This is a genomic window from Microbacterium sp. NPDC058269, from assembly GCF_042881445.1.
Lineage (GTDB): Bacteria > Actinomycetota > Actinomycetes > Actinomycetales > Microbacteriaceae > Microbacterium.
Window position 1 is genome coordinate 436,285 of sequence record NZ_JBHVXT010000001.1, and the last position, 13,988, is coordinate 450,272.

Here is a 13,988-nt window from a genome sequence, read left to right on the forward strand (position 1 = left end):
CACCGCCGACCGAATCTCAGCTCCACCAGGAATCACGGAGCACATCACGGAAATCATCTGCGACAAGACCGGGGAGCATCGGGTGGCGATTTCCCCACGCCGTCTCGGTGGCGACGGCGATACGGTCGAGGTCAACCGGGCTCGGCCTCGGCGGATGCTCAATTCCCCAGCGGTCGATGAGTGCCGCGATACCGCTGGGCGGGTCGAGGGGCAATGCCATCCCGCCCGCGGCGTCTGCCCAGAAGCGCTCGAGGCCCTCTCGATCTCCCCAACGCACGTCTCCTGCACAGATCCGGCGCCAGACCGCGGCGATGACGGCTGCCGTGGCGACGATCTTGCGGACCTCCAACACGAAGGCGACCTCGTTCGCTGCGTACCAGTGGCGGGCGCTGTAGGGGTCCGGTCCGCGCAATGCCGCGCTGCGCTGGGTCGCGGCGCTCAAGCGTGCGAGGCGCATCCTTCCCGCGGACGAATGGAAGTCTCGAGTGGCCGTATCGAGGATCGCTCTGCCGAGAGCGAGGGCATCTCGGTTCTGCCTCGTGCTTCTGCGCGAACTCGTCGACGCGCCCGCCACACGGAGGAAGGCTTCCAACGCTCCTTCCCTGACCGCGGCGCGCGTGAGGGTGGTCAGGTTGCGCGGGTCGATGATCGCGTGACGAGGTCTCAGGGCACGCCCGACGATGAGCCGGTATCCGCTGTCGTTCTTGAGCACTCCGACGCTGTTCGTCTCCGACGAGGTCCCGAGCGTCGTCGGCACGGCGATGATGTCGACGGGCGGTAGCGCATGCGGCAAGAAGGTCAGCGCCGATCTCGAGGCATGCCCGATGGCGAAATCGAACACCCGCCCCGGAGCGAGAGCGAGCGCGGCGATCTTGCTGGCGTCGAGAACGGTTCCGCCGCCGACCGCCACGATGACCTTCGGCGGCCGACGGACCATCTGCCGGGCCAGAGTGACGACTGCCGCGACGTCGACGGAGGGAGCATCGATCTGGATCGTCCTCGTCGGGCGGCCGGACGGAACAGGGACTGCGGAGTCCACGATCATGAGGGTCTCGCGGTCCGCCGTGAGGCGCTTCGCCATCCGGCGAGCGGCCCCCTCCCCATGCCACAGGGTGGGGAGTCGTCCGTCGAACTCCGCGGTCATCCTGACGTTCCCTGCGCCACGCCCGCACGCACGGCCACATCCAGTTCGAGAAGCTCATCCGCGCTGAATCCGTACGCCGGAATCAGTTCGATCGAGCTCGGGCCCGGCTGCACCAGGACGCCGTTGTCCGCGATCGCGGAGACGACACGAAGGATGTCGGGCCCGGAGAGCAGACTCTCGTCCTGGTGGCGGAGCCCGAGTCCCACGAAGCACCCGCGCCCCGTGATCTCCTCGACCACACCGTCAGCCTCCCACCCGGCCGCGAGGCGAAGCAGGTCGACCCCCAGCGCTTGCGTGGTCGACTCCACGTCGATGCGCTGCAGTTCTTCGATCACCGCGAGGATGGCCGCACCGCAAGCCGGCGTCCCCGCCTGAGTCTCGCCGTGGACGAACGTCCACCCGCCGCCCACGAACTCGGATGCGACTCGATCCCCCACCAGGAGCGCCGCCGCACCCATCGCCCCGTTGGTCAGTGCCTTCGAGAGGATGAGGATGTCCGGTGGCGCGCCCCAGCTGTCGGTGGCGAACATCGTCCCGGTGCGACCGAAGCCCGTCGCGACCTCATCGGCGACGATCAGGAACCCGTACTCCTCGCGCAGAGCGAGCAGGTGCTGGACGAAGGTGTCGGACAGCGCGTAGGCGCCACTGCCCAGCACGGGTTCGACGAAGACCGACGCCACGCGCGCGCCCTCGCGCTGCAGCAGCAGTTCGAGTTCCTCGCCGTCGTCGCTGTGGGACACGTGCCGCACCGACCTGCGGTCGACCGCGTAGACGGATTGGAGGAGGTCGTCTCCACTCAGGGCATGACTGCCGTATGCCGTGCCGTGATAACTGCCCTTCAGACCGACGATCAGTGAGCGGGATGCGAGCCCCTTCTGCGCCCAGTACTGCCTGCCCAGCTTCATCGCCGCGTCGTTCGCCGCCCCGCCGGACGTCGAGAAGATGACGCGGCTGTAGCGGGCGGGGCCCGCGAGCTCGACCAGGGCCTCGGCGGCGAGTTCCGCGTACCGATGGGGTGCGCGGAACAGGGACAGATAGGAGGCGTCGTGATTCGCCTGGTTCACGGCTTCGACGACCGCCGGGTTGCCGAACCCGAGAGGGACATTCCAGAGACCGCTCGTCGCACAGAGACGTGTGGATCCGTCAGCGAAATCGATACGGTTGCCGGTCGCTCCGACGGCGACACGATCCGGTGCGAAGGTCGAGTCCGCGGGGAGCATCGAGGTCCACAGTGCGTGAGGGGAATTCACCTTTCAGCTCCCTTCGCCCGATCGGTGTATCCCCCACGCCGGCCCACATGGACGTTGAGTGCAGTGAGGGCTTCGAGGCACAGGGCGTGTGCGTGTGAAAGAGATGTGCCCAGCAGGCGAGCCACGCGCTCGGATGCGATCTCGGTAGAGCTCGAGGTCTGTATCACGGCGATGACACGGGCCGTCGACGGCGTGAGCAGCTGGCGCCGCAGGGTTCTGGTGTCTGCGAGCACGAAGCCGTCCGGGGTCTCGAGCAGGAACGGTTCCGCGGTCAGTGGTTCGGCATCCGAGAAGTCGTCGTCGATCGGGAACCAGCCGAATCCCGAGATCTTGGCGGTGCCGTTATCCAGACCGAGCATCTTCATGAGGTCCGTGGCGTTGAGGTAGCGTCCGATCCATTCACGGCTCGCCAGGTCTGCGGCGAGTGCATCGCCCGGCGCGACTCCTCCCAACGCCGCGGCGCGGGGCAGGGGGACGGCGAGCACGGAGGACAGTTCGTCGATGGTTCCGATGACTCGACCCTGCACACCGATGCCGACGCTGCCGTCCGCACTCACCCTCAGCGCCCTCGGAGCCTCCATCTCGCCCGGATTCTCGAGCGCGCTCCGGTCGGCGAGCAGCACCCGCGGGTCGATCAACGCCGACGGAAAGACCCCTGTCCGACGAGCGAGCTCGGCATCATCGAGGAAGACCTGCCAACTGGATGCGTCGAAGAAGCGCACCGCCGTGGGGCCGACGATCTGGACGAACGCGGCTGCGACATAGTCCTGGAGCTCGACGCCGCGTTCGCCGAAGAACAACTCGTCACCCGCGTCGCGCAGTGCACCTCGGTAGCGCACCTCCCTGCCGAGGCCGTCGTACGTCCCGCTCTCCGCAGGGAGGAGAACCACGTCGTCTCGGCGCGCCACCTCTGCGACATCGTCTGTGGGAGCTCCGCTCTCAATGAGGAACACCCGAGAGTGCTCCCGCGCCTGTCCGGTGATCCACTCGCGGAGGGCCCTCGCTCCGCCGAGTTCCGTTGCCTGCACGCGCCCACTGTCGTGCATCACAGGCCTTCTCGTCCGCTCGTGGTGAGATCGAGGCCCACCGCTGCGAACCTGATCTGGACCTCATGCACCAGAGAGGCGACGTTGCTCGTCCCCCTGCCGAGTTCGGCCGCGAGCAGTGCCACCGCCGCCGACTCATTCCCCGTCGCGATGAGGCATTCCGCCGCACGCGCGGTGTCGACGCCGAGTCGGGTTCGGCGCCGGCTCAGGGGATCGACCAGCACCCACTCGTCGCCGTCGCCGGTCAACAGGTACGGGGCGCTCGCGGAGACGACCCCCGGGAGCGCGGGGAGTTCGTCGAGCGCTCGCACGAGGTGTCCTCCGAAGCCCGAGATCGCGGGACGGGTCGGAACTCCGTCCCACCCCCGCAGCAGGTCGATCGCGGCGATGTAGCGCGCGAGCCATGGCCTGTCGTCGAGGTCGGCCTCGAGCATGCCGCGGTCGACGATCCGTGCGAACGCCCGCCCGCGGCCCGCGCCATGGATCGCGCGGCTCTCGATGGCCGACCACTCGTCACCCACGACACCGAGCAGGAGCCCGTCCGGACCGTCTCGGTACTCCCCTGCTGCGGTCACATGCACGCGATCGAGGAAGCCTCCTGCACTGTCGGTCCCGATGAAGGATGCGAAGGAGTCGAGGAGAACGGCGCCGCTCAGCAACTGATCGACGAAGACACCGGAGTCTCTCGCCGTGTCGGCGTCGCTGAAGAACGCGGCGATTCCCTCCGCGCTGCGCTGCCGGAGGACGGTGGGTCCCACGATCGAGATGAAAGGAGCCGCGACGTAGTCCCGCAGCTCGAACGTGCACCCCTCGCCGAGCATGACCTTGTCACCCGGCTCGCAGAGGTCGCCTTGGTATTCGACGACGCGCGAATCCCGCCGCCGCGCTGCGCCCGCCGGTGCAAAGATGACGTCGCCCGATCTGGCCTGGCTCATCACTGCCTCGAGGTGGTCCGCCGTCTCGAGGAAGAGCACCGTACCCTCGACGATCGTCCGCTTTCCCCTGACGTACTGCTCGAAGGCCAACGCGGAGCGGTGGCCGTTCCGTGCTGTCGTGATCGAGTTCACGCGCATGCTTCCCCCCGAGACGTCGCATCCCCAGCGAAGGCGATTCGTCCTCGCATGAGGCTATCCTGACGATAGGTGACATGCAATATTTCACATTTGACACCACGATCGCCACGCCATGTCGCCCTGTCATGTCGGCCTGTCCTGTCCACCTCCCCGCATCGGATAGGATGGACAGGTTGTTCCTTGGTGACGTGTCCGAGCGGCCGAAGGAGCACGCTTGGAAAGCGTGTGTTGTGCAAGCAACCGCGGGTTCGAATCCCGCCGTCACCGCCAAACACGAAAAGAGCCTCCGCGCCAGCGGGGGCTCTTTTCGTGTGTATCTCGCCTGAGCGGCCGGCGCTCAGTCCGCGAAGCGCACGCCGTAGATCTGACCGCCGGGCTCGGCCGGGAGTCGCGTCATCCCGAGTCGCTCGTAGAAGGCCGCGGCCCCGGCGTTGTTCGGATCGATGCCCAGATGCAGCCCCCGCACTCCGCGTCGGGTCAGCTCGGCGAACAGCGTCTGCATGAGCTGACGACCGAGTCCCTGCCCCTGGGTCTCCGCGAGCAGGTCGATGTGCAGATGTGCCGGGTACTCGGTTGCATTCGGCTCGATGCCGGCAGCGCGGCTGTACCCGTAGTCGATCATCCGATCCTCACGGGTGACGACCTCGGCGGGCCGGGGATGACGCTCCTCGAGAGCCGGCCACCACTCGTCCCGGAACCAGCTGTAGAACGCATCGGTGTCGTCGGTGGCCACGATGTAGCCGATCGTGCGCTCGTCGTCGCTCTCGACCACCCATGCGAGGTCCGGGTGTCGCTCGGCGTAGGGAACCGCGAACAGGTCGCCCCACAGCGAATCGTCGGACAGGATGCCGGTCGCATCCACCCCGGCATCGGCCGTCTTCACGCAGATCTCGTACAGCGCGGCACGATCGGTGGGGCGGTACGGGCGGATGCGAGACAAGACGACTCCTCTGGAGGGAACGGGTCCTCTCAGCCTATCGGCGCCTCGACCGGGGACTTCTTCTGCTGCACCCACGGGAGCAGCCACGCGGCGAGCACCAGCACGACGCCGGCGCCGACCAGCGCGCCGCCGAGGGTGTCGCTGGCCCAGTGCACCGAGAGGAACGTGCGCGAGAGCGCCATGGCGAGCACCCACGCCGCACCGACGATCGCGACCCAGACCCGCGGGAACAGCACCCAGAGCACCAGGGCGATGGTCGCCGCATTCGCCGTATGCCCGGAGGGGAAGGAGCCGTAGTCGCTCACCACGAGCATGTCGTCGGGTCGCGCACGTCCGAAGAGCTGCTTGAGCACCTGCACCCCGGCGGCACTCGCCGCGAAGCAGAGGGCGGCGAACAGCGCACCGCGCCACCGCCGTGCGAGCACGAGCGCCAGGATCGCCAGCAACGGCACCCCGAGGATGGCGACCCAGCCGCCGCCGATCCAGTTCAGGGCGAGGGCGAAGTCGACCATCCAGTCCGCACGCGCCCCGGCGATCGTCTCGTTCCACCAGTGGTCGAAGCCCGGCGTCTGCGGGTAGGCGAACACGACCACGGCACCCAGAACCGTCGCGAGCGCGAGGAGGCCCACTCCCCACCACAGCAGCATCCGCCTGTTCATCGTCCCATTCTGTCGGAAGACAGCTGAGCACTCAGGGAGCGAGCATCCCGACCGTGCGCGGACGCACGACGAACCACAGCGAAAGGATGCCGATCGCCGCGCAGCCGACCATGACGGAGGCCATGGTGGTCGCGGTGATCCCGGCGTCGTGCGAGAGCCAGCCGACGACGGGCGAGATGAGGCCGGCGACGCCGAAGTTCGTCGCGCCGATGATCGACGCGGCGGTCCCGGCAGCTTTTCCGTGGCGGTCGAGCGCCAGCACCTGCACGTTGGGGAACGTGAATCCGCACGCGGTCATGAAGACGAACAGCGGGATGACCGTGCCCCACAGCCCGAGGCCGAGCTGATCGGTGACGATGATCGCGACGCCGGCGATCAGCAGCACCGCGGTCGAGTAGGCCATGACCCACTGCGGTCCGAATCGCGCGGCCAGACGCGACGCGGTCTGCACGCCGACGACGACGCCGAGCGAGTTCACGGCGAACAGCAGACCGTACTGCTGCGCATCGAGGCCGTGGGTCACCTGGAACAGGAAGGGCGATGCCGACAGGTAGGAGAACAGCCCGGAGAACGTCATGCCGCCGATCACGAGCACACCGAGGAATACCCGGTCCGAGAGCACCGAACGGTAGCGCTGCAGCATGGTCGCACCGCCGCGACCCTGGCGTCGCGCGACCGGCAGCGTCTCCGGGATGAGCAGGATCGTCGACAGCAGCATCACCACGCCATAGGCGGCCAGGAAGACGAAGATCCCCCGCCACGGCATGAGGGTGAGCAGCCACGAGCCGATCAGGGGCGCGATGACCGGAGCCACCCCCGAGACCAGGGCGAGACGGGAGAGCATGACCACCAGCCGACGCCCGCCGAACAGGTCGCGCACGATGGCCATGGCCACGACGCCGCCGGCCGCGGCACCGACCCCCATGAGCACACGGGCGACGCTGAGCAGTGCGAGGTCGGGAGCGAAGGCCGCCCCGACGCTGGCGAGCACGTGCAGAGCTGTGACCGCGATGAGCGGCACCCGACGCCCGACCTTGTCGCTGAGCGGTCCGACCACGAGCTGACCGAGCGCGAAGCCGATCATCGTTCCGGTCAGGGTCAGCTGGATCGCGGCGGCCGTGGTCTGGAAGTCCTGCTCCAGCACCGGGAACGCCGGAAGGTACAGGTCGATCGTGAACGGGCCGAGGGCGGTGAGGGCTCCGAGCAGGATGATGTACAGCGTCCGGCGACCGAGGGAGATGGCATCGCCGGGGTGCAGCATGATCGGTGCGGTCGCGGGGTTCGCTCCGAGGGTGCGGATCGCGCCGGTCGCGGTGGGAATGCGGGTGCTTCCGGTCGCCGTGCGCTCGGTGGTGCGCTCCAGCTGCGGAGTCGTCGGTTCGTCGGAGGCGGAATCCTCTGCCTTCACGACGGGGAGGGAATCAGTGCGGGGAGCGTCGGACACGACGTCCTTCCAGAGTTCGGGGGGGTGCGTGGGTCGAATCGATTCGACCAGGGGAAGCCCCTATGTTACCGCCGCCCAGCCCTCCTCCGTCCCGCCGCACGGCGCAGACGCACCCCCGCATCGGCGCGGGGATGCGTCTCGGATCCGGCGTGATCCGCCGTCAGCGCGAGACGCGGTCGAGTCCCTGCTCGAGGTCGGCGATCAGGTCGTTCACGTCTTCGATGCCCACCGAGAGCCGCACGATGTTCTCGGGGACCGCGAGCTCGGTTCCGCGCACAGAGGCGTGCGTCATGTCCGGCGGGTAGCCGATGAGCGACTCGACGCCGCCGAGCGACTCGGCGAGCTGGAACACCGAGGTGCTCTCGACGAAGGCCCGTGCCGCACCGGCACCCGCGGCGAGGCCGAACGACAGCATCCCCCCGAATCCGCTCATCTGCGTCGCGGCGATCTCATGGCCGGGGTGCGAGGAGAGCCCGGGGAAGTACACCTGCGCGAACTCCGGGCGCGCCTGCGCCCACTCGGCGATGGCCTGCGCGTTCTCGGAGTGCTGACGCATCCGCAGCGCCAGCGTCTTGATCCCGCGGGTGGTCAACCAGGCGTCCAGCGGCGCCGAGACGGCGCCGACCGCGAACTGCTGGAACTTCACCTGGTCGAAGAACCGGTCGTCGGCGAACACCACCGCGCCGCCGAGCACATCCGAGTGCCCGCCGAGGTACTTGGTCGTCGAATGCACGACCGCATCGGCGCCGAGGGCGAGCGGCTGCTGCAGCGCCGGCGAGGCGAAGGTGTTGTCCACGACCACGATCAGGCCCGCCGCGTGCGCGATCTCGGCAATCAGGGCGATGTCGACGATCTTCAGGAGCGGATTGCTCGGCGTCTCCAGCCACACGATCTTCGTCTCGGGACGGATCGCCGCACGGAGCGCATCGACGTCGGAGAGCTCGACCGTCGTGGTCTCGATGCCCCAGGGCGCCAGGACCCGCGTGAGCAGTCTGTAGGTGCCGCCGTACACGTCGTTGCCGAGCAGGATGTGGTCGCCCGGTTTCAGGATCCCGCGCAGCAGCGCATCCTCCGCCGCGAGTCCCGACGCGAACGACAGCGCACTCGCGCCGCCCTCGAGGGCCGCGAGCTGCGTCTCGAGCGAGGAGCGCGTGGGGTTGCCCGCGCGGTTGTACTCGTAACCGGCACGCAGACCGCCGACGCTGTCCTGCACGTGCGTGGAGGACTGGTAGATCGGCGGGATGATCGCCCCCGTGACCGGGTCAGGGGCTTGTCCTGCGTGGATGGCTCGTGTGGCGAAAGCGTGATCGGACATGCCCCTCAGCCTACGTCCGCCCTCGCCGGGAGGGACTTCCGGTTACGCTCCGGGTCGAGCGGCTCCGCATCCCCTCCTCAGCGCAGCCCTCCTCAACGCGACAGGTACGCCAGCAGGTCCTGACGCGTGAGCACGGTGTGCGGCTTGCCGTCTTCGGTCACCAGCAACGCGTCGGCATCGGCGAGCGCGGCCTTGGCCTGCGCGACGGAGGTGTGGATGCCGACGAGCGGAAGCCTCTCCCCCACGTGCGCACCCACGGCGTCGGTCGCGTTGGCCTCACCGCGGAACAGCAGGTCGAGCAGTCCCTTCTCGTCGACCGTTCCCACCACCTCGCCCATCATGACCGGCGGTTCGGCACTGAGCACGACCAGCTGCGAGACGTCGTACTCGGTCATCATGCCGATGGCCTCGAGCACGGTGTCGGTCGGGTGGGCGTGCACCAGGTCGGGGATGCCGGCGCCCTGTCGCGACGGGCGAGCCGCGAGCACGTCGGCGACGGTCTCCCCGTCCTCCAGCTCACCGAAACCGTAGGAGCGCATCCATCCGTCGTTGAAGATCTTGCCCAGGTAGCCGCGCCCGCCGTCGGGGAGCAGCACGACCATCACGGCATCCGCCGGCAGGTCGCGCGCGACCCGCAGCGCACCGACGACGGCCATGCCGCTCGATCCGCCGACGAGGATGCCCTCCTCCCGGGCGAGACGTCGGGTCATCGCGAACGCCTCCGCATCGCCGACCGCAACGATCTCGTGCGGCACTGTGGGATCGTACGCACCGGGCCAGATGTCCTCCCCCACGCCCTCGACGAGGTACGGGCGACCGGTGCCGCCGCTGTAGACGCTGCCCTCGGGGTCGACGCCGACGATCCGTACCCGACCTTCCGAGACCTCCCGCAGGTACCGCCCCGTGCCCGTGATCGTGCCGCCGGTGCCCACGCCGGCCACGAAATGCGTGACCTCGCCGTCGGTGTCGCGCCAGATCTCGGGCCCCGTGGTCTCGTAGTGGCTGCGCGGACCGTTCGGGTTCTCGTACTGGTTCGGCTTGAAAGCCCCGGGAATCTCGCGGGTCAACCGGTCGCTCACGCTGTAGTAAGACTCCGGGCTGTCGGGGGCGACCGAGGTCGGGGTCACCACGACCTCGGCACCGTAGGCCCGCAGCACGTCGATCTTGTCTTCTCCGACCTTGTCCGGCAGCACGAACACGCACTTGTAACCGCGCTGCTGAGCGACCAGCGCCAGACCGACCCCCGTGTTGCCGCTGGTGGGTTCGACGATCGTGCCCCCGGGCTTCAGCTCGCCCGATGCCTCGGCGGCGTCGATGATGCGCGCCGCGATCCGGTCCTTCGACGAGCCACCGGGGTTGAGGTACTCGAGCTTCACGAGCACCGTGCACGCGACTCCCTCGGTGACGTGCTGGAGCTTCACGAGGGGCGTGTCGCCGACGAGGTCGACGATCGAGTCTGCGTACTTCATGACTTCAGGGTAGACGCGCGGATGCCGCGGCCGGGGTTGTGTTGCACCCGACCGCGGCATCCGTCCTCTCGAAAGGCCCCCGGTGTCTCTCGAAGGTCAGCCCTTCGTCGACCCGGCCAGCAGGCCGCGGACGAAGTAGCGCTGCAGAGCGAAGAACACGATCAGCGGCACGATGATCGACACGAAGGCGCCCGCCGTGAGCAGATACCAGTCGTTCCCTCTCGTACCCGTGATCTCGGCGAGCAGCTTGGTGATCGGAGCCGCAGCACCATCCGCGAACACCAGGCCGACGAGCAGGTCGTTCCACACCCACAGGAACTGGAAGATCGCGACGGACGCGATCGCCGGCATCGTCAGGGGCAGCACCACCCGGAAGAAGATCTGCCCGCGGGATGCGCCGTCGACGCGCGCCGCCTCGATGATCTCCCCCGGGATCTCCGACATGAAGTTGTGCAGGAGGTAGATCGCCAACGGCAGCGCGAACATGGTGTGCGCGATCCACACCTGGGCGTAACCCGAGGAAGCGCCCAGCGGCGTCGTGACCTGCAGTCCGAAGAGGTTGATGCCTCGGGAGAACGAGCTCAGCAGCGGCACCAATGCCATCTGGATCGGCACGATCTGCAGGGCGAACACGAAGATGAACAGCGCGTTGCGGCCCTTGAAGTCGATCCACGCGAACGCATACGCCGCCATCGAGGCGATCATCAGCGGCACGAGTGTCGCCGGGATGGTGATCGCGATCGAGTTGATGAACGACTCGAGGATGGTCAACTGGGTCGTGCCGGACTGCAGCACGTCGACGTAGTTCTCCAGCGTCACCTGCGGGTCGGCGAAGAACGTCCACCATCCGGTCGACTGGATCTGGTCGCGAGGACGGAACGACGAGATGAACAGCCCCAGCGTCGGAATGGTCCACAGGACCGCGATCACGATGGAGGCGACGGATGCCCACGGGCGCGACAGTTTCTTGCGCGTGCGCCCGGCAGCGCCGTCGAGGCCGCCTCCGGTCGTGATCGCGCGCGTGCTGACAGCGGTTTCGGACTTCACGGTGTCGGTCATCGGATCTCCCGCTGCTTCTTGATCTGGCGTGCGTTGTAGATGACGATCGGCAGCACCAGGATGAACAGGATGACCGAGAGCGCGGCACTGCGTCCGGCCTCGAACTTCGAGAACTGGGTGTACATCTCGTTCGCGAGCACCGAGGTGCCGTAGTTACCGGCGGTCATCGTCCGCACGATGTCGAACACCTTGAGAGAGGCGATCGAGATCGTGGTCAAGACCACGATGAGTGCGGGCCTGATCGACGGAATGGTCACCGAGATGAACCGCTCCCAGGCGTTCGCCCCGTCGAGCTCTGCGGCTTCGAGGAGCTCCTGCGGGACGCCCTTGATCGATGCCGACAGCAGCACCATCGCGAAACCGGTCTGCACCCAGATGAGCACGACGATGAGGAACAGGGTGTTCCACGGCTCGTTCAGCAGCCACTGCTGCGGCTCTCCCCCGAACCACACCATGATCTGGTTGAGGAGGCCGATCTGCTCGAACTGAGGCCCCCGGTACTCGTACATGAAGCGCCAGATGATGCCGGCGCCGACGAACGAGATGGCCATCGGCATGAACACGAGAACCTTGTAGATCTTCTCGCCGCGGGTGCGATCGATGAACACCGCGTAGGCGAGGCCGACGATCGTGGACACCGTGGGGACCAGGAGCACCCAGATGATCGTGTTGACGACGGCGGTGATCCCATCGGACTGCGTGAAGATCCACAGATAGTTGGCGAAACCGACGAAGTCCTTCCCCGACGAGTTCAGGAACGACGAGTACAACGTCTGGATCGACGGCAGGATCAGACCGACGATCAGCAGCAGGAGTGCCGGCGCCATGAAGGCGACGAGCTGGATCAGATACCCCGCACCGTCGCGTGATCGATAGTCCAGCCAGAAGAACAGCGCCCCGACGAGGACCGCCACTCCCATCGCCCAGTAATAGGAGTTGAAAAACCACATCACGGCGAGGGGAATGAGCAGACACATCGCCAGCCGGATGCCGGTGTACAGCGCTCCCCTGCGTGGAGCGATGTCCACGAGGAGCAGGATGACCGCCACGACCACCGCGAAAGCGATGACGACGGCGACCGCCTGCAGGATCGGCGGGAGCGAGCCGATCCACTGGAAGAAAATTGTCGCGTTCACGGATTCCCCTTCATCACGCGGAGCGGAGTGACGACCGCACATCGACGTGCGGGGTCATGAGAGCAGGAGGGCCGCCCCCAGAGGGCGGCCCTCCTGTCTTCTCAGCTGGCAGGCCAGCCCGTCTGGATCTGCGTGAGGACGTCGTCCGTGGAGGTGCCGTTGATCCACGCCACCATGCCCTTCCAGAACGTGCCGGCGCCGACGGCGCCCGGCATCAGGTCAGACGCGTCGAAGCGGAACGTCGTGTCCGGGTCCTGGAGGATCTTGATGGTCTCCTGCAGGATCGGGTCCTTCGCGTTCGCCGGGTCGAGCCCGTTGTTCGCGGAGGTGACGCCGCCGAGGCTGACGCGGCTGTTCGCCCACTCGGGGCTGGACAGGTACGCGAGCACCTTCTGCGTGGCCTCGGAGTCGGTGAACGCACCGACGATCTCACCGGCACCGGTGACAGCGGTGTCATCCGCAGACTCGCCCGGGAGCATGAAGGCCCAGACGTCGCCGTCCTCAGCGACCTTCGTGCCCTCGGGGTAGAAACCCGAGAGGAACGAGGCCTGGTGGGTCAGCGCGCACTCGCCGGCAGCGAGCTTGGGAGCGACGTCACCGAACGCGGTCGAGTTGATCGAGCGCACGTCACCGAAGCCGGCGTTGACGTTGGCCGGGTTCAGCAGGATCTCGCCGACCGAGTCGAACGCCTGCTTGATCTGCGGGTCGGTGAACGTGACCTCGTTGGTGACCCACTGGTCGTAGACATCCGGGCCCGACTGACGCAGCACGTAGTCCTCGATCCAGTCCGTTCCCGGCCATCCGGTCGCGGTGCCCGACTCGAAGCCTGCGCACCACGCGGGGGTTCCGGTCGTCGCCTGGATCTTCTCGGTGAGGGCGCCCATCTCGTCGAGCGTCTTCGGAACCTCGACGCCCCACTCCTTGAACTTGGCCGGCGAGTACCAGATCCAGCCCTTGACGTTGGCCATGAGCGGTGCACCGTAGAACGTGCCGTCGACCGTGCCGTACTTCACCCAGTCTTCGGTCCAGTACTCGTTGGCGTTCTTCTCGACCTCTTCAGGTGCGGGCTTCAGATAGTCCCGGTTGGCGAAGTCGGCGAACAGACCGGGCTGCGGGAAGATCGCGATGTCCGGCGGGTTTCCACCCTGGGCGCGCGTGCCGAGCTGGGTCTCGAAGTCCTGGCTGCCCTCGTACTTGATCGTGATGCCGTTCTCGTCGGCCCAGTCCTTCCAGGACTCCTGGAGGAGCTTCGCCTCATCATCGACGATCGTGCCGTAGATCGTGACGGTGGCGTCGCCTCCGTCGCCTCCGCCGGTGCCCGGTGCCCCTCCGGGAGCCCCGCATCCGGCGAGCGCGATGCCCGCGACCCCCAGCAGGGCGAGCGGCGCATAACGCCGGGAACGCTGTGACAGAGCCATGTGAATTCTCCTCTTCGAGTACAGGTTCCCGGCTG

Annotated in this window: 12 protein-coding genes and 1 tRNA gene; 1 reads left to right on the forward strand and 12 read right to left on the reverse strand. The window is 67.5% G+C overall.

The window, feature by feature from the left end; translation table 11 throughout:
* Positions 1-16 precede the first annotated feature (16 nt).
* From mpaC to mpaB (ACFVWL_RS02125), 4 genes are read right to left on the reverse strand one after another with little or no spacing between them, the layout of a single operon-like run.
* A complete protein-coding gene (gene mpaC, locus ACFVWL_RS02110) occupies positions 17-1,144 on the reverse strand; it encodes a daptide-type RiPP biosynthesis dehydogenase (protein ID WP_387177902.1) in 1,128 nt (375 codons plus the stop codon).
* Positions 1,141-2,394: a daptide-type RiPP biosynthesis aminotransferase gene (gene mpaD / locus ACFVWL_RS02115; protein WP_387177905.1), complete on the reverse strand. Its 1,254-nt coding sequence runs from the start codon at positions 2,392-2,394 to the stop codon at positions 1,141-1,143. The genes mpaC and mpaD overlap by 4 nt, the downstream gene beginning before the upstream one ends.
* Complete coding sequence (gene mpaB / locus ACFVWL_RS02120; RefSeq protein WP_387177907.1) at positions 2,391-3,440, reverse strand: daptide biosynthesis RiPP recognition protein; 1,050 nt, start codon at positions 3,438-3,440, stop codon at positions 2,391-2,393. Before mpaB (ACFVWL_RS02120) ends, mpaD begins: the two co-directional genes overlap by 4 nt.
* Positions 3,440-4,513 (reverse strand): daptide biosynthesis RiPP recognition protein, encoded by a 1,074-nt coding sequence (gene mpaB, locus ACFVWL_RS02125; protein ID WP_387177910.1) that lies wholly within the window; start codon positions 4,511-4,513, stop codon positions 3,440-3,442. Before mpaB (ACFVWL_RS02125) ends, mpaB (ACFVWL_RS02120) begins: the two co-directional genes overlap by 1 nt.
* Positions 4,514-4,695: 182 nt before the next feature.
* Here mpaB (ACFVWL_RS02125) and ACFVWL_RS02130 point away from each other — a divergent pair.
* A tRNA-Ser gene (locus ACFVWL_RS02130) sits at positions 4,696-4,783 on the forward strand.
* A 67-nt stretch (positions 4,784-4,850) separates the two neighbouring features.
* Here ACFVWL_RS02130 and ACFVWL_RS02135 read toward each other — a convergent pair.
* The 8 genes from ACFVWL_RS02135 to ACFVWL_RS02170 form a co-directional block, all read right to left on the reverse strand.
* Positions 4,851-5,453 carry a GNAT family N-acetyltransferase gene (locus ACFVWL_RS02135; protein WP_387177912.1) on the reverse strand — a complete coding sequence of 201 codons (603 nt, stop codon included), beginning with the start codon at positions 5,451-5,453 and terminating at the stop codon, positions 4,851-4,853.
* Positions 5,454-5,482: 29 nt separating this feature from the next.
* The gene (locus tag ACFVWL_RS02140; RefSeq protein ID WP_387177914.1) at positions 5,483-6,112 is read right to left on the reverse strand and encodes a phosphatase PAP2 family protein; all 630 of its coding nucleotides are present in this window, start codon (positions 6,110-6,112) and stop codon (positions 5,483-5,485) included.
* Between the two features lie 31 nt (positions 6,113-6,143).
* Complete coding sequence (locus ACFVWL_RS02145; protein WP_387177917.1) at positions 6,144-7,556, reverse strand: multidrug effflux MFS transporter; 1,413 nt, start codon at positions 7,554-7,556, stop codon at positions 6,144-6,146.
* A gap of 160 nt (positions 7,557-7,716) precedes the next feature.
* Entirely contained in the window at positions 7,717-8,871 is a 1,155-nt protein-coding gene (locus ACFVWL_RS02150; protein WP_387177920.1) for a cystathionine gamma-synthase, read from the reverse strand.
* A gap of 92 nt (positions 8,872-8,963) precedes the next feature.
* A complete protein-coding gene (locus ACFVWL_RS02155) occupies positions 8,964-10,340 on the reverse strand; it encodes a cystathionine beta-synthase (protein ID WP_387177923.1) in 1,377 nt (458 codons plus the stop codon).
* A 96-nt stretch (positions 10,341-10,436) separates the two neighbouring features.
* The gene (locus ACFVWL_RS02160) at positions 10,437-11,399 is read right to left on the reverse strand and encodes a carbohydrate ABC transporter permease (protein ID WP_387177926.1); all 963 of its coding nucleotides are present in this window, start codon (positions 11,397-11,399) and stop codon (positions 10,437-10,439) included.
* Positions 11,396-12,535 carry a carbohydrate ABC transporter permease gene (locus ACFVWL_RS02165; RefSeq protein ID WP_387177928.1) on the reverse strand — a complete coding sequence of 380 codons (1,140 nt, stop codon included), beginning with the start codon at positions 12,533-12,535 and terminating at the stop codon, positions 11,396-11,398. Before ACFVWL_RS02165 ends, ACFVWL_RS02160 begins: the two co-directional genes overlap by 4 nt.
* A gap of 101 nt (positions 12,536-12,636) precedes the next feature.
* Positions 12,637-13,953 carry an ABC transporter substrate-binding protein gene (locus tag ACFVWL_RS02170; protein WP_387177930.1) on the reverse strand — a complete coding sequence of 439 codons (1,317 nt, stop codon included), beginning with the start codon at positions 13,951-13,953 and terminating at the stop codon, positions 12,637-12,639.
* Positions 13,954-13,988: the final 35 nt, after the last annotated feature.